16 protein-coding genes are annotated in these 18,786 nt (G+C 39.8%); 9 read left to right on the forward strand and 7 right to left on the reverse strand.

The genetic code is table 11. The annotated features are described in order from the left end of the window. The first annotated feature begins 68 nt into the window (after window positions 1–68). A complete protein-coding gene (locus ACVLR6_RS09935) occupies window positions 69–1,127 on the forward strand; it encodes a competence protein CoiA (RefSeq protein ID WP_455995112.1) in 1,059 nt (352 codons plus the stop codon). A gap of 68 nt (window positions 1,128–1,195) precedes the next feature. On the opposite strand, the gene ACVLR6_RS09940 is transcribed toward ACVLR6_RS09935, so the two are convergent. Further along, a complete protein-coding gene (locus ACVLR6_RS09940) occupies window positions 1,196–2,494 on the reverse strand; it encodes a protein rep (protein WP_455995113.1) in 1,299 nt (432 codons plus the stop codon). 556 nt (window positions 2,495–3,050) lie between these two features. Continuing rightward, window positions 3,051–4,126 (reverse strand): IS3 family transposase gene (locus tag ACVLR6_RS09945; protein WP_455995114.1). Its coding sequence is split into 2 segments (ribosomal slippage): window positions 3,051–3,874 and window positions 3,874–4,126, totalling 1,077 coding nucleotides; the frame shifts between segments, so codons are not numbered across the junction. A 231-nt stretch (window positions 4,127–4,357) separates the two neighbouring features. On the opposite strand from ACVLR6_RS09945, the gene ACVLR6_RS09950 reads away from it, so the two are divergent. Continuing rightward, on the forward strand, window positions 4,358–4,717 hold the full coding sequence (locus ACVLR6_RS09950) for a hypothetical protein (protein WP_455995115.1): 360 nt from the start codon (window positions 4,358–4,360) through the stop codon (window positions 4,715–4,717). An 82-nt stretch (window positions 4,718–4,799) separates the two neighbouring features. On the opposite strand, the gene ACVLR6_RS09955 is transcribed toward ACVLR6_RS09950, so the two are convergent. Further along, window positions 4,800–5,720 carry a MobA/MobL family protein gene (locus ACVLR6_RS09955; RefSeq protein ID WP_321121079.1) on the reverse strand — a complete coding sequence of 307 codons (921 nt, stop codon included), beginning with the start codon at window positions 5,718–5,720 and terminating at the stop codon, window positions 4,800–4,802. 584 nt (window positions 5,721–6,304) lie between these two features. On the opposite strand from ACVLR6_RS09955, the gene ACVLR6_RS09960 reads away from it, so the two are divergent. The 5 genes from ACVLR6_RS09960 (at window position 6,305) to ACVLR6_RS09980 (ending at window position 9,990) form a co-directional block, all read left to right on the forward strand. Then, the gene (locus tag ACVLR6_RS09960; protein ID WP_423562548.1) at window positions 6,305–7,054 is read left to right on the forward strand and encodes a hypothetical protein; all 750 of its coding nucleotides are present in this window, start codon (window positions 6,305–6,307) and stop codon (window positions 7,052–7,054) included. Between the two features lie 527 nt (window positions 7,055–7,581). Then, window positions 7,582–7,944 (forward strand): hypothetical protein, encoded by a 363-nt coding sequence (locus ACVLR6_RS09965; protein ID WP_228761291.1) that lies wholly within the window; start codon window positions 7,582–7,584, stop codon window positions 7,942–7,944. Window positions 7,945–8,399: 455 nt separating this feature from the next. After that, on the forward strand, window positions 8,400–8,735 hold the full coding sequence (locus ACVLR6_RS09970) for a hypothetical protein (protein ID WP_455995116.1): 336 nt from the start codon (window positions 8,400–8,402) through the stop codon (window positions 8,733–8,735). Between the two features lie 80 nt (window positions 8,736–8,815). Beyond that, window positions 8,816–9,430, forward strand: a complete 615-nt coding sequence (locus ACVLR6_RS09975; protein WP_321121076.1) for an HAD family hydrolase — start codon at window positions 8,816–8,818, stop codon at window positions 9,428–9,430. Between the two features lie 284 nt (window positions 9,431–9,714). Continuing rightward, window positions 9,715–9,990, forward strand: coding sequence for a DNA-binding protein (locus ACVLR6_RS09980; RefSeq protein ID WP_321121075.1), 276 nt, complete (start codon window positions 9,715–9,717; stop codon window positions 9,988–9,990). A gap of 511 nt (window positions 9,991–10,501) precedes the next feature. On the opposite strand, the gene ACVLR6_RS09985 is transcribed toward ACVLR6_RS09980, so the two are convergent. From ACVLR6_RS09985 to ACVLR6_RS09995, 3 genes are all read right to left on the reverse strand, one after another. Continuing rightward, on the reverse strand, window positions 10,502–12,082 hold the full coding sequence (locus ACVLR6_RS09985; RefSeq protein ID WP_455996177.1) for a sensor domain-containing diguanylate cyclase: 1,581 nt from the start codon (window positions 12,080–12,082) through the stop codon (window positions 10,502–10,504). Between the two features lie 217 nt (window positions 12,083–12,299). After that, window positions 12,300–12,797, reverse strand: a complete 498-nt coding sequence (locus tag ACVLR6_RS09990) for a hypothetical protein (protein ID WP_455995117.1) — start codon at window positions 12,795–12,797, stop codon at window positions 12,300–12,302. Window positions 12,798–12,834: 37 nt separating this feature from the next. Next, entirely contained in the window at window positions 12,835–14,085 is a 1,251-nt protein-coding gene (locus ACVLR6_RS09995; RefSeq protein ID WP_455995118.1) for a YncE family protein, read from the reverse strand. Window positions 14,086–14,359: 274 nt separating this feature from the next. On the opposite strand from ACVLR6_RS09995, the gene ACVLR6_RS10000 reads away from it, so the two are divergent. Further along, a complete protein-coding gene (locus ACVLR6_RS10000) occupies window positions 14,360–14,968 on the forward strand; it encodes a 5-formyltetrahydrofolate cyclo-ligase (protein WP_455996179.1) in 609 nt (202 codons plus the stop codon). Between the two features lie 126 nt (window positions 14,969–15,094). After that, complete coding sequence (gene lon / locus ACVLR6_RS10005) at window positions 15,095–17,521, forward strand: endopeptidase La (RefSeq protein WP_016659256.1); 2,427 nt, start codon at window positions 15,095–15,097, stop codon at window positions 17,519–17,521. A 236-nt stretch (window positions 17,522–17,757) separates the two neighbouring features. Here lon and ACVLR6_RS10010 read toward each other — a convergent pair whose 3' ends face one another. After that, window positions 17,758–18,720: a M28 family peptidase gene (locus ACVLR6_RS10010; RefSeq protein WP_005179272.1), complete on the reverse strand. Its 963-nt coding sequence runs from the start codon at window positions 18,718–18,720 to the stop codon at window positions 17,758–17,760. Between the last annotated feature and the right edge of the window lie 66 nt (window positions 18,721–18,786).

The following is an 18,786-nucleotide window of genomic DNA, read 5'->3' on the forward strand; positions in this document are numbered from 1 at the left end:
TTGTGCCTGATTTACAACATGTTTTGCTAGAGATAGACTGTGCAAAAGAATATTAATTAGTAGTACATATGGGTTTTTTAAGTATTATTGAAAATAAAGAAATTTTTAGCTTTATGCTCAACGATGAGCAGTGGGATAGACTCAAATATAAATATAAAAATCTAAGCATGCATATGCCTTGCTGTCAGACTCGTGCCATACCTAAAAAGAGTAAACTAGGTACACAATATTTTGCTCATCATCCTTCTAGTACTTGTAGCATCCCTACTGGTGAAAGCCGTGAGCATCAGTTCTGTAAATATCTCATCTTAAAATACTTATATGAGAATGGATGGACTGTCACACCTGAGTTTCGTGGTCAAACGCCATCAGGTGAAATTTGGATTGCAGACATTTACGCTGAAAAAAACAAAGCAAAAATCGCCATTGAGATTCAGTGGTCACCGCAAAATATTGAAGAAACCAAGCGCCGTCAAGAAAAGTATATTGCTTCAGGTATCCGTACCGTCTGGTTTATACGTACAACACAAAAAAATAAATGGGATGTCTTAGATTATCAAAGCTATGACCTGCCTGTTTTTTCTATATGGCTTAATCGAGAAAATCATCAATTCATTACAAGTGGCGCATTTTACAATTGGGATAACTCGGATTTAGTTGAAGTTGAGTTTATAGATTTTTTTAAAGCCTTGATGTCTGGCGACGTTCAATATTCATTAAAACCCAATGCAGCCCGCTCACTGCAATTTGCAATGAATACAATCCAATGTTGGAAATGTAAAAAGCCAACCAATACCATCATGGAAATTAATTACTTTATTCCACATGACAAGGGATTTACGAAAATATACCGCTTAGATGTAGAAGACCTCTCACATACACATAGCGAAATTTTAAATCAACCTAGCCTTATTCAGTCATACCAGTACGGGCTGCTCAAAAAGCGTTTTAGTAAGACACGAGGCGAAGCCTATTTATCTAATGGCTGTTATCACTGTGATGCGCTACAAGGTGCATTTTTTTCTCATCATGAACGTAATGCAGAGAACATGAAATATAGTCATTTTATCGATGTTCAGATTGATCCTGATACTAAAATTGATGGGCTTTGGTTTTATTTGAAATAGCGATTCAACAGCCTAATTTAGCTATCAACATAAGTCCTTGCATCTTACTTTTAAGCCATCAATTGACATCAATCATAGAGCTTTGATTGCCGAATATATTTAAGTAATCGATCTGTTCTTGGGTATATACGACATTCAGCAATGCCATATTTGAGGTCTAACTCTACACTCTGTAGAAGTTGATGCTGTAGCACATAAGGCTTTCGACAAATCCTTAGCCATAAAGGGTGATCAATTTGAGCAACCAACTTCCTCCTTGCTAGCCATACTTGTTTTTGTATTTGTTTTTTTAATTTTTGAACTACCCTATCTTTAAAATCATATCCATTGTTTTTGAGATAATCAGTGAGTAATTTTGACCATCTTATAAAGTGTTTATTCACCATTGACCGAGTATATTCCCGCAGAATCAATCCATATTTTCTAGCAATATGTTGATCCACATGTTGAGATAAAAGTGCAATTTCCCAAATGGTTAGGCTTTCGCCGTGGGTCATCTTCTCCTCTATTCTCCTCTCATCAATTTCATTTATAAATCCATGCTTAACCAAGTAATGAATCACTTTAGTGTCTAATCGCTCTGCTTCCGATGCACAATTTTGTAATTTAACCCCAAATTTTTTATGCGGTTTTTGAACACCACTAATTTGGCATTTTGCAGACCAGGTTTCATATAACTCTTTTTCAATCGTTTTAATTTCTTTGTCTGTATAATATTGCTCAGAAATCACTAGAACATGCAAATGCGGATGCCACCCAAAACTCGCTGAATAGGTAATTTCAAGCACTGTGATATGACCATTTTTAGGAAATATGCGTTTCCATTTTTTCCCCCGAAGTGCATCTGTAAACTTACTTTGAACACGGCTGAGACGTTCTAGTAAATCACTTAAATTATCTTTCAATGAGTGTGGAATCGTTAATGTCATCATATAAACATGTAAGCCCTCATTACGCACCACTTTTTGAAGTTGTAATAATTCTGCTTTCTTTTGAGCAGCCAATCGACTTGCACAACGTGGACATGTCCAACCCTTACGACAGTCTAGTATATTGCTGAATATGACTTTCTTAGAATCTACATGATAAAAAACATCCACATTTGAATTAAGCCACTTTACTGCTTTACCACACTGCTGAATTTGATTTCCTTGCTTATTTTTAAGTGTTTTTTGAATGATTTCTTGGAGCTTAGCTTTAAATATGCGGTTAGAAGTACGCCAGTCTAATGATGTTTTTACTTCACGACTGTCGGGGAATATTCTCTTATTAATATCTAAAGAATAACGGCTTTCCTGTGCTGATGAAGATAAAGTTTGCGATGAATATGTACGCTGTTGATCAAATGTCGGTGTATTTGAATCCATGTCTTTTCTGCTTGCTTAAAAACCAGAAAACTACATGTTTTAAAATTTGGATGATTAATTTGATGCAGAAAAATGAAAAAATGACTATAGGTGATCAATTTACCACCCAAAAAAACAACTTTCTAAAAACATAAACTGACTAAAAAAACAACGAATGATCACCAATAAATGGTTAATATTTGATCAACATGTCCTATTCTTTTATCCATTTTCCTATTATTCAGGATGAATAAATCAATAGTAAAATCCTTAAGAATAGGTCATTATTTGAATTCTTTATAACACAAAATAATCCCATCAAAAGATTTTTGAAAAAATAACCTAAGATATTGAATTAAATAAATATATATACAAATTAAAATTCTTGGGTTAAAAATTACAAATCGAATATCATGACTCCGGAGACTCATGAAAAAATTTAAAAAAGTTACCAATATCGCCAAGGTATTAAAAGAAAATGGCTGGGATAATTTAGATAGGAATATTTCTATTTTAACGAGTGGATCACAGGACATTGGGTAATCCTCCCATAAATAACCGAAGTTAAAAGTAGAGGTTAAGCAGCCATTAGAGGTGGCCTTCCTTTGTTTGCTTGGTGTGGTCTTTCATAGTTGTAATGCCACAGCCAACTCGTTGCATAATCTTGTACTTCTTCCAGTGTGTCAAATAGATGCTTGCTTAGCCAGCTATAACGTATAGTCCGATTATAACGTTCAATATACGCATTCTGCTGTGGCTTACCTGGTTGAATATATTCAATACGAATACCTTGTTCAGTTGCCCAGCGTACAAATTCATGACTGATAAACTCCGGGCCATTGTCACACCGAATAACTAACGGCTTTTCTCGCCACTCCAGCAACTGATTCAACGTACGAATAACTCGGATTGTAGGTAATGAGAATCCTGCTTCAATCGCTAAGCCTTCTCGACGGTAGTCATCAATCACATTTAATAATCGGAACTTTCGACCATCGATCAGCTGATCATGCATAAAATCTAATGACCAGACCTGATTTTCTCGGATTGGTTCTTTCAATGGTTCAGGCGCGTGCCGTTTTAGTCTTCTTCTCGGTTTAATACGCAGATTTAGTGCCAACTCACAGTAAATGCGGTAAACCCGCTTGTGATTCCAGCAGTGATTCTCAACATGTCGTAAATATGAGAAGCACAGACCAAATCCCCAATCGGAATTTTCCTCAGTGAGTTCAATGAGCTGTTTAGCAATTAATGCATTGTCATCGCAAAGTTTAACCTGATAACGGTAGCAGGTTTCACTAATGCCAAATGCAGAGCAAGCTAAACGGATACTAACCGCATGCAGGGCAACGGCTTGTTGAGCCATCTGACGTCGGCAAGATGGCTTCACCACTTTTTTGACATTGCTTCCTGAACAATCTCTGCCTTTAATCGCTCTTCAGCATACATTTTTTTTAGTCTGGTATTTTCTGCTTCCAGCTCTTTCAGTCGAGCCATCAATGAGGTATCCATACCGCCATATTTGGCACGCCATTTATAAAAGGTAGCATTACTCATGCCGTGTTCACGGCAAAGGGTGGCTACAGGTGTGCCAGACTCCGCCTGTTTTAAAATGGACATGATCTGGCTGTCAGTAAATTTAGATGTTTTCATGCAGAATCTCCTGCTCGTATCTTAAGAGAAAATTCTACTTTTAGATCCTTTTATTTTTAGGGGGGATTACCATTTATATGACTTCTTTAATGAAGATGAATCATATAAAGAATTGATTCTTGAGTATTTTGGTAAAAAGGAATTAAGCCAGCCCGAAAGACTGTATCTGAGCAATTTCTCTTTCTAAAACATTGTTCTGAATAATACCTGCATCTGCAGGTATTTTTAACTGTGGTAACTGTGGTAACTGTGGTAACTGTGGTAACTGTGGTAACTGTGGTAACTGTGGTAACTGTGGTAACTGTGGTAACTGTGGTAACTGTGGTAACTGTGGTAACTGTGGTAACTGTGGTAACTGTGGTAACTGTGGTAACTGTGGTAACTGTGGTAACTGTGGTAACTGTGGTAACTGTGGTAACTGTGGTAACTGTGGTAACTGTGGTAACTGTGGTAACTGTGGTAACTGTGGTAACTGTGGTAACTGTGGTAACTGTGGTAACTGTGGTAACTGTGGTAACTGTGGTAACTGTGGTAACTGTGGTAACTGTGGTAACTGTGGTAACTGTGGTAACTGTGGTCAGGCTATTTTAAAATTATTAATAGATTCAACTTAAATATTATATTTGTAAAATAACCATTACCGACTATAGATACTCTTACACTTATACTATATCTACATGCCATAATCCCAATCATTATTGTTTGATTTGGTCTTGTTGATTTCTGCTTTCATTTTATGAATACGTTTGAGTTCCAATTCATATTCATTTTTATAAAGCTCATATAAGTTTTCTTCTCGAATTTTCTTCACTTTTTCAATTAATGGCTTTATATCCATTTGAATTATGGGATCAGCACTGTAAAGCTTCCAACGTTCAATCTGAGGCACATCTTTTAGTTTTGTGCCAAATTTCTTATTGTAGCTAGCATTAGATAGGCATGAAACTTGACTAGGCACTTGGACTTCAATGCCCTTTATACGAACTGTTTTCATCGGAGCATACTTTTCTAGTGACTCGTTTATCAACTGTTCTGTCAACTCGCGGTAATGTCTAATTTGATTTTGTCCTAACCCCAACACATCAGCTGTAATCTTCTGAGCACCACCTCGTTCAGGATTTTTAGGCCGGTATTGCTCAAAAAACAATGCTGGTGGCCTTTCTATATTTCCAAGTGTTGTTCTTTCAGAATATATTAGGTGCAAATGCGGTTGATCAGATTCACCATCTAAAGTACCTTTATGACTATGAATAGCCCAGCTATAAGGGAGCTTAAATTCATCACAAAAAAAAGCACTCACTAAATTCTTTGATAATTCTATTCTTTGTTCTTTAGATAATTCTTTAGGTAAAGCAACTGTAATACTACAAGATGCCCTAATTTCTTTTTTTTCATATTTATCCACTGCACTCCAAAATTTCTCTGGATCATCTTTCGCCCACTCAGGCATATTCCCTGAAATTTTAAACTCTAACTCTTCATTTAAATCACCCTTATTAAGCTCAAAATGCTTAATCCTACTTATATAGCAATAGGCATTATAAGAAGATTTCCTATCTTTTTTCCGATTATGTCTTAAATCAAGATAAAACATTTTACTAACTCTTTTATATATAAAAAAGTTAATATATTTTAAAAACAATACAACAGTTTTATTATGTAATAAAAATTCAAAAAAGTGGTTATACCACTAAATATATTTTTTAAATTTTGATACCTCATCTTAGCCGAGTCTCTCAAACGAGATGCTATTACCTCATCTAGATGACACGTTTTAGACAGCTTTATAGTGTAACGCTGCTTTCTATCGTGTAATGCACATTTTTTATAGTGTAACGCCTGTTTTTTTATAGTGTAACGCACCTCCAAAAAAGCATAATCTTAAGAATAACAATATATTTCAATATCTTAAAAAAACAGTTAAATGGCTTTTGGTCCCACAGGGCGAGATGAAGTGTCTTTTTACTGACAAAATTACGTAGTAATGAGGTCATAAAAAGACACGGAGACGAGATAAGAATTTTTTGTGCGCAGCCCAAAAAATTCTTAAGCGACAGCTTCCTATTAAACGTTTTTTAAAAGAGCAGTTCTGCAATTTTTTCAAATTTTATATGAAACAAATCATGTAATTTTGGTTCCTGTTATAAATAAAAATTCATTTACAACTGGAGCAAAAACATGGCTGGTAGACCTAAAAAAACGATTACAAAAGATGATTTATATGGCTTACTTTATATATATAAGCAGGAACTATTCTTTGATCCCAAATATCAATGCGAAACAAAACTAATCTCTCTTCTAGATAATATTGATTTAGAAATTTTATCCCGTGATAAAGCTAAATATGATGAATTTAAATTAAATAATATAAAGCTAATAAACCAATGTGAATATAAATTAAAGGAAAGAAGAAAAAATAATGAGATAATTAAATATTTAAAAAGTATTCCAAGCGAAAAATTAAAACCAATTGAAAATAAAATTTTAAATATCTATGAAAATTTTAACACCCTAACAAGTGATGAATATTTTAATCTACAAAAACAACTTAACAACTATCGTAGTCATCATAGTGAAATGATTAAAAATAGTGTTTCTAAAAATATGGTATCCCCTGAAGATAAAACTCATGAACAAGAAAAAATCAAAGCTAGAAAAACTCTAAATAACGAAAAATTCTTTTTAGGTGGTGCTTTTTTATCACTCTATAGGGAGTTTTTTTCTGATGAATCCCCATCTTCAACAGATGCACTTAGCATCATGATCAAAGTTTTTTACATATATAAATTTAATGCTCAACATGATCCAAAGCTAGCCAATTTATTCGAAAAATATCGCCACTTACCCCCTTTCCTAGCATTAGAAAACAAGCTAGATGAAATCAAATCAGATAGTAGAAATCCAATGAATAAAGAAACTGCTTCCTGATCGAATTGTCGAGGGATCATCTCCTAATGCACTCGCTACAATCTCTCTCAATCGACTCACCTGATTTGTCGATTTATTTAGCTCACTCTTCTCTAATATATGTGCATATTTCAATCTAGATCACATTGAGCTGAATGATTGGCGCAGTTTGAACTACTCCATTGGGTCAAAGTGGTCTGTTCTTCTTTATAAATAAAATAAACAATAAAAATAATTGAATATATTTAGCACATGTTAGCTATCACTCTACTTTCCATCTTTTTTAAAAAATTTTATTTCAAGGCCTTGACCTATTTAGCATAGCGGGATAACCTAAATTCAACACAGCAAAATCTGTGTTCAGGCGTGGAAACCTGATATTATCCAAGAGTGCAAAATTAAAGTCGCTCAGGCGGCATTTTTTTTGCCCACTGTTAAGCAGTCGTTATGGCGGCTTGACAGGGCAGCTTTATGCTGGCCGTACTCTTGGAACGGTATTTCCACCCCTGTCATGCTGCCACCACTCTTTGTGGAAAAAGAATGGTGGTATGTTAACAACCGACCAAGAACATACGACTATGAATCACAAATTCAATGGTGCAATCCCTTGCACGCCAAAAAAACTTGCCAAACAACTTCTTGTTGAAAGCGCAAAAATTCTATCGCCTATACAGCGCCAAGCCTTACTTGATATTTACAAAACTTTAGATCAAGCTGAAGATAACATTCCGCAAGACTTACAAGCTGAACAGCAGCATCTAGCATGCCCTCAAAACCAATTTTATGATGAACTCAACCAAGAATATTGGTCTGGTCAGCATTATGAATCTTATAGTCAGGAGTATCCTGAAGATTGGCTACGCCGAACTCAGCAACGTCCGCACCCCAAATCGTCTAATACCACTTACTAAGCCTTAAGTGAGTATTCTCATGACTAAAAAAACAAAACTACTAGTCCAAGGCGACTACCCTCTTATTGCATCTCCTACGCTTGCCCAAGCGTATGGGGTGCCATCAGCGATCTTCCTTCAAAAGCTTCATTACTGCCTGCAAAGTAGTGAAGCTCAAGTAATTCAGCAACAGAAGTACTTTTATCACTGCCGCTAACAATCACAGCTATGAGCAATGGGCTAAGACCTTAGGTACATACAGTCCATCCACAATCAAACGTATAGTTTCCAAGCTAAAAAAAGTCGGTATTTTAGTAGTCAAAAAACTATCTCAAAATAAATGGATTCAAACCAACTTCTATGCAATCAACTATCGAAAGCTCAGCTCTCTGCTAAAAAGCTCTATTCAATCAGTTGAGCCTGAGACAGTAACTCAGGAAAACATCCAAGCGATTTCTGCCCAATCATCGCACAACGTGATCAAGCAGACATCTACTGTAAAGGTAACGAATGCCATTCCTTGTAGAAGACCTGATCAGTCAAATAATGCACAAGGTCTACCTTCTCCCTTAGCACCTATGGCATCAGCTGCGACACTAGAAGCGATGTCTACTGAAAAGCGCAGCTTATATCACCAACTTTTACAGCTAAAAGTGGATATTCACTATGACGATGCTCGCCTAGATGAATGGCTGGAAAACAAGAAATTTATTGTTCACAAAGCGGCCTATCTCAAAGACCAACTCGGACACCTTAAAATGCGTTGGTTTACCCCTGAACAAATTGGTTTAAATTTAAGATTAACGCAATAGCTCTCATTTCCCCAAATCATACTTAGCTAATGATGGGAAACAGCTTAAAAGCATGTGTTTGTATTTCTAATGAGATAATAATGATGATGAATAACCAACCTTATAAAGCAGTCGTTTTTGATGTTTTTGGCACACTAATAGAAATTCAAAACAGCCAATCTCCTTATAAAAAAATGATGAAGTGGCTTAAACAGCAAGGGCGTAAACCACAACCAAATGATGCGGCAATGATCATGTCACTAGATGGCAACTTTGAAACATTAGCTTCTTATTTCGGTTATCAGCTTCCTTCTACTTTATTGGAGGAAATGAATAATGCTCTTCAACATGACTTAAAGCATATGCGTGCTTTTGATGATTCTATACCAATGTTGCTTGAGCTTAGAAAGCTAGGCTACAAATTGGCAGTCTGCTCCAATGCAGCAACGCCTTATGGTGAACGAGTACAGCACCTACTTCCACCTTTAGATGCTTATGCATGGAGCTTTAAGGTCGGTGCAAATAAACCTGATCCAACGATATATCGATATTTTTTAAATCAATTAAAGTGCCAACCCAATGAAGTATTGTTCATTGGCGATACCCAACTAGCTGATGTGGATGGACCAAAAAAATTGGGGATGTCTGCACAAATAATCCATCGTAAAAATGGTGAGAGTCTTTTAGATGTGCTCCAACCCTTTTTGAAAAAATAAAAATCATTTTTAAGTTGATGCTTAAGATACCAAATTTGGTACTTAACTCATGACATTTGGGGTTTAAGTACCAAATCTTGTACATAACAAGCAGGCTTAAATGATTAATTCAGCAAGCATAGATGTGATTTTTTTTATTTCATAAATTTTATTAATAACCATTTTTTTGAATTTTTAAACGAAACGAGTTTTAAAAAAAAATCATGTGTTACGTTTTAGCCATCACAAGATATTTCTCCAGATATATCTAAATAGCAAAACTGTTATAGGAAATAAAAAATTTAATGAAACAAAGATTAGATCGTATTGCTCGTATGTCAGAAGAGCAACGTTTGAGCTCAATTCATCAATTTTGGAATCTTCCCGAGGATGCAGTGTTCTCACCCGAAGTAGTCGCATTAGTATGCGATATGTCACTCTCATGGCTTCAGGCTAAACGATGCCAGGGTAATGGAATTCCTTTTGTTAAAGTAGGGCCTAGAAAAGTTGGTTACACAAAAAGAGATGTAATAGAGTTTTTAGTTAAAAATAGGTATATGAATACCTCCCAATCCAATTAATACTCAATTTTATCAAAGGCCATATAGGCCTTTTTTTATTCTATAAAATGTATACCCAGTGTATACCTCAATGCAAAAAATACAGCTTAAATTCCATGTATACCCAGTGTATACTGTAAAAATATTGCTTAAAATCGTTTTCTATATTTAGATAGCGTATTAGCAAAAATATTTATGAAAATTAATTTGTTATGGATTTATTTTTATTGTTCAATACATTCTAATATTGCTTAATTCATGCAACCAGCTTTGAACTCATCGGGTTCAGGGTAACGACATGCAGCGGCACCGTCGGAGGGTTTAGCTGATTTATCCTCTATTCAGTCCTCAGAATTTCTATATTTCCTCTTTTTTATAAGTAATGATTCTCTCGCTCTAATCTTTTAAAGCTTCCAACTAACCGTTAAGCCCTCTTGTAGATACAACCCATCTTAAAAGAACGCCATCCCGAATTAAATCAGTAAGATCGATTTGATTAACATCTTCACAAGATTGCAGTTCAGCAAAATTTTTAAGCAGACGACTTGACTGTAGAACGGATGCAATTCCGCCCACTATGTTTTGCTTCATAAAGTTTATTATCTGCAATTTTTAGTACTGCAGCCACATCGACGGCATCTTTTGGCCAGAACGCGATGCCAATAGAAATCGTGATTTGTCCCATCTGGTTAATCTGGTTGTCTTGCATGGTTAGTCTGAGTCGTTCAGCGGCTTTATGTGCTACAAGCGGATCTGCCGTGGTCATCAGTACCAAAAATTCTTCGCCACCACTACGACAGCAAATATCATGTTCCCTAAAATTAGTTTGCATTATTTGCGCGAGCGTTTTTAGTACCACGTCACCTTGATCATGCCCATACTGATCATTAATTTTCTTAAAAAAATCAATATCAATGGCCAAGGCCGCAAATGCGGTCTGGGTATTGACGAGCTCCTTTAAAAACACCTCCATACCACGGCGATTATATAAACCGGTCAAGGGGTCGGTATTGACATGCTGTTTCAGCTCCGTAATCCGGTTTCTAAAATTTTCCGAGCTAAGTAATAACGAGGTTCTGAATTTTAAGACCTCAAAATACCAGGGATCGACTTTTTTAATTTTATCCTGAATATCATGCTGATTCAGCATACTGGCCATTTTGGCCAAGCGGTTTAAAGGCGATGAAATAAAGTTGGAAATCCACCAGACCAACAAAAAGATAAACAGATAGAAAATAAAAATGCCCACCGATACTTTGAACAGTAAAGTATGCGCTTGTGCCAGCAAGGCATCTGTTGGTTGCTGTGAAATCACGATCCAGTTGACACTGGGAATATGGGCAAAACCGGCAAGATTATCGACACCCAAACTGTTGGTCAGCTGAATGGAACCGTTCTGATGCTGTCGAATATAAGCCAGTCCGCTATTATTGATAATTTTTTCGCCAATACGATTTTCATCGGGATGGAAAATAATCCGGTCATCCTGATCCAGTACATACAGATGACTGTTTTTATAATCATATTGGGTCGAGAGCATGTCATTAATGACATTTTTCTGTTGTAGATAAATGGTCCCGCTAATCATGCCCAGATACTGCTGCTGATGATAAATTGGCTGTGACATCAGAATGACCAGATTGCCCTTTACCGACCAGTAAGGCGATGAAATATAGGTTTTTTTCTGCTGTAAGGACTCAATAATTCCGGGCGTGCTATAGGTTTTCTGAAAACTTAAAGCTAAACTTTTGGGTGCATAGGCCAGCATCTGCTGTTGAGGATCGATCAGTAAAATGCTGTTAAAATTATCTGACTGATATTTGAGCCGCTTCACTTCGGCATAGGTTAATTCCGGATTATTAATATCCTGTTCTAATTGTTTGGCGCTATATTCCAGCTCTTTAAGCATATCACTAAAGTGCTGGTTGGCGCTGACCGCTATTTTTTCTGCATATTTTTCATTTACTGATAGAGAGTTTTGAATTAACTGATCTTTAATCACATAATTCAAAATAAACAAGCTCACCACGAATAAGCCCGACACACTTAAAATGGTCGAGTACAGAATCAGTTTACGCAGATTTAGCCTTAGTGATAAAAGTAAACGCTTCAGCAACACTAACCCCAAACCAGACAAAAAAGCGTGATATGTATCACTTTATCATAATTTTATATTTTGACATCTAAAATTAAGGTTTTAATTTGACCATTTTTAGTTGTACTAACAAATAGCCGCGCTGCTATTGCGGAAGATGAGAGATGTTGTGATGTGCTTGAAAAGTCTTAACCTTATCTCTATTACCATCTTAATAAATATTTAACTTTTCTTGCTATTTAATCCCTTCAATCTCCCTTTTATTCTGCTCAATTTCATGACTCATTTCAGGTAAGACCTGCTGTAAAAAATCCAGCAGACTGATGGCTTCTGATTTTTGCACAACCCTTGCTGCCACCAGCACTTTCTGCTCTGCCAGCAATTGACTAACGGCACGCAACTCCGGCTTTTGCCCCTGCCCGAAGCCAGTACTGATTTCAGCAAATTGCCGATATAATTGCTCACGGCGTGCCAATAATTCAGGTGAATGCTCTGTACGGGTATCCACTACCGATTCAGAAACATTCGGCTCTGCCTGACTTACATCTACCGCTGGATTCACAGCAGTAACAGAGGATGAAACTGGCTTAGGTTTAGCAACAGCCTGTTGCGATGCTGGCCGGAAAAACCACAAGATCAATCCGGTTAACAGCACCAACAGGCCAATTCCAAGCCACAATCCAAGATTGATTTTTTTCATAGGCATATCAACGGGCAGAATCAGCCAGCGCATTCCTGCTGCTGTCTGACTCCTCCTCACAGCTCAACCATTAAGGCGTCGACCAGTCGGCTGGCACATAACCAACACGAACCCGTTGCGGATGGTTCCCCACTGGCACACTCAGCACTTTATTGCCCGTTGCAAAATCAATCACGGTCACTACATCAGTTTCACTTTCTGAAATTACACAGCTTCTGCCATCTGGACTGCGCGTAGCCCAATACGGTTTACCGGCCGGAATGAGCTGAGTGGCCTGTAAGGTGCGCCGGTCCACAATAGTGGCATAGTCATCCATGGTGCCTGCTACACAGAGCTTTTCCCCATCGGCACTAATGGATAAACCATGATGGCGCGAGTCATTGACCCATTTGGTCCGGTCTTTAGGAATAGTGCTACTGCCCGGCAGCTGGGCGATGCGGGTAATCTTGTCCTGATTTAAATCATATTCGACCAGACCATTAAAGAAAGATACCTGCGCATAGATCTTGCTTTCATCTTTACTGAACACCATCGGACGTACCGAGTTCGACAGGTCTTTACGTCCAAAAGCATCTAAAGCCGGACGCAAATCAATTTTTTTCAGCACCTTATAGGTATTGGCATCGGCGATGGTAATATAGCGTTTGCCCTTGGTGAAATCCTGCCACTGTGCATCGAGTGAGGTTTCCACATTGCCAATTGCCGAGTTCAGAATTTTGCTGCCATTGGCAAAATAGATGTTTTCATGGGGCTTATCGCCCGTTGCAAAACGGCCCAGCTCTTTACCGGTATGAATGTCCAAGACATGCACCACATTACCAGAAGAAGCTGACACCGCCACACGCTGACCATCTGGTGATACCGCCATATGATCCGCACGGAAGCCTTCTACCGGTGTGCGCCAGTTAATTTTTCCGGTTTTGATATTAATTGACACCACATCGGCAAAGCTTGGCCGCGAGGCCACAATTGACTGGCCATCTGGAGTGGAGTACATATCATCGACCAGCTGGTCATTGCCCTCGCCCGCGGTTTGCTGAATGTAGGTATAGGCAATTAGCTTGATTGGATTTAAATGAATTTCCAGCAGCCGCTGTTTGCGGTCCGGAATCATATTCACCACCCCAATCTTGCCAAAATCACCGGAAGGACGAATCACTGTGACCGTTCCATCCCAGTTATTGCCCACAAAGAAAACCTGTTTGGAATTGGCCGGTGCAGGCATTTCTGTAGAGGCTGCCTGAGCAACGTTGGCGCTGAGTGCCGTGACAGCACAAACGGCCGGCAGCAGATATTTACGCAGGGTATTTTTATAGTCCATGTTATTGTTTTCCTAACCATGTGTTCATTTTTAATTTGTTCTTGTCATACTCACGTATCAACACTGCATCAGCATAAAGACAACAGGCCCTAGAAATCTATCCGCTTGCTGTAAAATCCGACGGAAGCCCATTTGATCTTGCAGATCGAGCATCAATAAGCTCCGGTTTTTGCAATACATCTTATTAGTGAAAATCTGTAACGGTCCTGCTCCCTTTGCAAGTTGTGCAGAAAGGATTAAACTGCGGGCACCACTTGTTTTTATGCCCTGCTCTGTGACCCACGACCTGATCCAGCTCCGTAAACAGCTGCGCAAACAACGCCGCCAGTTAAACCGCTTTCAGCAACGTCAGGCTGAGCAGCAGGTATTGCAGCGGTTACGTGCATGGCCGGCGTATCGGCAGGCTCAGAAAATTGGCGTGTATTTACATGCCTTTGGTGAAATTCATACCACTAAAATCATTGAACTCTGTTTTGCCCAAGGTAAACAGGTGTATTTACCAATGATCTGTAATATGAATGACCGGCTGGTCTGGGTGCGTGTCCAGAAAGGTCAATATCGTAATAAACGCTTTGCCTACCATCGTTTGGGTATGCAGGAACCGATGGCCAGTCGTGGCCAGCATGTCTCCGAACTTGATCTGCTCTTGATGCCTTTACTGGCCTGTGACCGGCACGGAACCCGGATTGGGATGGGCGGCGGCTATTATGATAAAACGCTGGCCAGCGCCCCGACCACACCGCTGCGGGTCGGGCTGTGTCATGATTTCCAGATTGTGGATGTCCCTTTGGCGCGTGAGGCCTGGGATCAGCCGTTAGATGCCCTGATCAGTCCACATTTCCAGTATTCTTTTCAGCGCAAGTTTGCGATTTATAATCATTAACAATGAATTAAAATCATCAACTTAGCTAAATTTCCAACAATTTATAGACTTCGGCCCTTGTAATTTTTAAATTACCCATCACTATAAAAAACATGGCAACACCGTTGTCACTCATTAGGAGTGCCCATGTCTGAAATTATTATGAATGAACAAACCTTAGAGCCTCAGGTTCCAAGTGTATTACCGCTTTTAGCGCTACGTGACGTGGTGGTTTATCCGCACATGCAAATTGCGCTATTTGTAGGTCGTGAAAAATCGATCAATGCAGTTGATGTGGCTCGTAACAGTGACAATCTAGTATTTGTAGTTGCGCAAAAAGATTCGCTTACAGAAGAAATTGATCACGACAATTTATATCAATACGGTACTGTCGCGAAGATTGTGCAAGTTGTGAATCACGAAAATGATGAGAACTGCATCAAAGTCCTGATTGAAGGTCTACATCGCTCGAAGCTGGTCGAAATTATCGAAGAAGAGGACCATCTAAAAGCAGAACATCAGTTAAGCCCAATGACGGTTGCGGTAGACAGTGAGGTTCAGGCCACACGTGTGCTCGAATTGCGTGCCCTGTTTGCACAATATGCCGAAGCAAAATTACGTAATGCGCGTGAACTGATTGCTGCGGTCAACAAAATTGATGACCTGCTGCAATTGCTGTTTTTTGTGGCGACCCGCGTTCCACTGAATATCGAAGTGAAACAGAAATTCCTGGAACACGACGAGTTTGAAGCACATTTACAGGAACTCATGACCTATTTGCTGCAACAGTCTGAAGAACAGCAGATTGAGCAAACCCTGCATGATTCTGTCAAACGCCAGATGGAAAAAAACCAGCGCGAATACTTCCTGAATGAAAAAATGAAAGTCATTCAGCGCGAACTTTCCGATATGAATGGCGGTGCGGAAGATGACGTTGCGGAAATTGAAAAACGTTTGGCCGAAGCCGATTTACCGGAACACGTGCGTAAAAAAGCCGAGTCTGAACTGCGCAAGTTAAAAGCCATGCAACCGGCGTCGAGTGAAGCGGCGGTGGTCCGCAACTATCTTGAAGTGATTCTGGATACGCCGTGGAACAAGGCCAGCAAAGTCAGCATCAACCTGAATAAAGCGCAGGAAATTCTGGATGCCGATCACTATGGTCTGGACGAAGTCAAAGAACGTATTGTGGAATATCTGGCAGTTCAATCACGCGTGAAAAAACTGCGTGGCCCGATTCTGTGTCTGGTGGGTCCTCCGGGTGTTGGTAAAACCTCTTTAGGTGAATCAATTGCTAAAGCCACTGGCCGTGAATTTGTGCGCATGGCGCTAGGCGGGGTCCGTGATGAAGCGGAAATCCGTGGTCACCGTCGTACCTATATTGGTGCAATGCCGGGTAAAATTGTGCAGTCTTTAACCAAAGTTGGCGTCAAGAACCCGCTGTTCCTGCTCGACGAAATTGACAAGATGGCGCAAGATTACCGTGGCGATCCTGCCTCGGCGATGCTGGAAGTACTCGATCCATCACAGAACAACAAGTTCAATGATCACTATCTAGATCTGGACCTGGACCTGTCTGAAGTGATGTTTATCTGTACCGCCAACAGCATGAATATTCCTGAAGCACTTCTGGATCGTATGGAAGTGATTCGTCTTCCGGGTTATACCGAAGAAGAAAAAGTGAATATCGCCGATCGTTACCTGGTGCCAAAAGCCATCAAGAATAACGGTTTACGTGGCAAAGAACTAACCGTACATGAAGAAGCGATTCGTGACATTGTACGTCGTTATACCCGTGAAGCCGGTGTGCGTAGCCTGGAACGTGAAGTCTCTAAAATTGCACGTAAAGTGGTCAAAGAAGCGGTCAGCAAAAAAGCCAAAAACCTGCAGGTTGAGGTCAACGCGGGCAACTTGCCAGACTACTTGGGTCCACACAAATTCGACTTCGGCATGGCGGAAGAAGAAGCAGAAGTGGGTCGCGTAAATGGTTTGGCCTGGACCTCTGTGGGCGGTGAATTACTGACCATTGAAGTGGCGACCATGAAAGGCAAAGGCACTTTCATTACCACCGGTTCACTCGGTGATGTCATGCAGGAGTCGATTAAAGCAGCCATGACTGTGGTGCGTACCCGTGCCGACTCTTTAGGCATTGAGTCTTCAGTCTTTGCTGAAACCGATGTACACGTGCATTTACCTGAAGGTGCTACACCAAAAGATGGTCCATCGGCAGGTCTGGCGCTAACTACCGCGCTGGTATCAGCCTTTACCGGTATTCCAATCCGTCCGGATATTGCCATGACCGGTGAAACCAGCTTGCGTGGTCGTGCTATGCGCATTGGTGGCTTGAAAGAGAAACTGTTAGCCGCACACCGTGGTGGTATTAAACTGGTGTTTATTCCACAGGAAAACGTCCGTGACCTGGCGGAAATTCCGGATAACGTCAAAGACGGTCTGGAAATTAAAGCAGTGAAATCCATTGATGAGATTTTACCGCTGGCATTAACCTCAATGCCAAAACCACTGGTGAAAGCACCGATTGTAAAACCGGTAGAAGAGGGTAAGGCTGCACGTCACTAAGTGGTGCCTTCATATCTTCTCCACAAAAGAGAGCTTCGGCTCTCTTTTGTTGTTTTCGGGTGATGAAATGTTCCACTTGAAAAATTTCCGTTCATCTCCATCTATAATAATACAGAGCATATTGCTGTAAGTTTCTTTCTTTATTCCTGCTCATCGTATGGCCATTCAAACTCCAGATGAATGGCCTGTTTGACCGCAGTCCTACTCTATTTCAGGGCTGCGTTTTTTATGGCCGCTTATGGCGTTGCCCCGAGCAGTTGATGAATCAGCCCATCAATCACCTGGCCCATTTTGGTGACATTTAAAGTATCCAGCGTATCCTTTTCGGTATGATAATTCGGATTACGATAATGCGAAGTATCGGTAATCAGTAGCGCCGGAATATCATGCTGCCAATAACTGCGATGATCCGAGAAACCGGCTGCACTGACAAACGCCGGCATCACCAGCCGTTCACACTGCAATTTATCTAACAGGCGCATCTGTTGACAGTATTGCTCACCCAGCGCATTGGACTGAAAATTACTGATCGCGGCAATATAATTGCCATGACTTGGATAAATCCATTTTAACCCCATCGGATACTGCTGGATTAAACGCGAATCATAGTAGCCAATCATTTCCAGCACATAGACTGCCTGAATATGCTCTTTTTCGGCCAGAATAGATTTGGCATGTACCTGACTGCCCATAAACTCGGTCTGATAATACGGTGCTTCTTGCAGGGTATAAAAAACAAACTCGACATTATGCGGCAGCTTGGTTTTTTCCTGGCTTAAAATACGCGCTATTTCAATTAATCCGGCCACACCGGAAGCATTGTCATCAGCGCCCTTCTGGTTGCCATGCACATCATAATGCGCACCTAAAATCACCCGATCTGAACGGCCAACCTTTAAATGACAGACCACATTGCGATAACTTTTTCCATTCACCGGATAAGTCTGGTACTGGCATGGAATGCCGAATAAACGCATCTGCTCTTTAATCCAGGCCGAAACCCGGTTCAATTCTTCAATATTTTTATGATTACGGTACACGCCCGGCGGCCCGATAATCTGCTGCAAATAGACTTTCAAATTTTGCGGATCAGCCGGTTCATATAATGAAATGGCGGCGGATAGCGGCTGCATCCAGCCCAGCAGCAAAGTACAACCCAATATCCCTAAACCGTTTTTAATCTGTTGAAATAACCACATTTATTATTGTTCCATACAAAAGCAGGTTTTATTGTCCTGTGGCTCATTAAACCAACAGCAGCATAC

The sequence above is a fragment of the Acinetobacter sp. T63 genome (genome assembly GCF_053852345.1).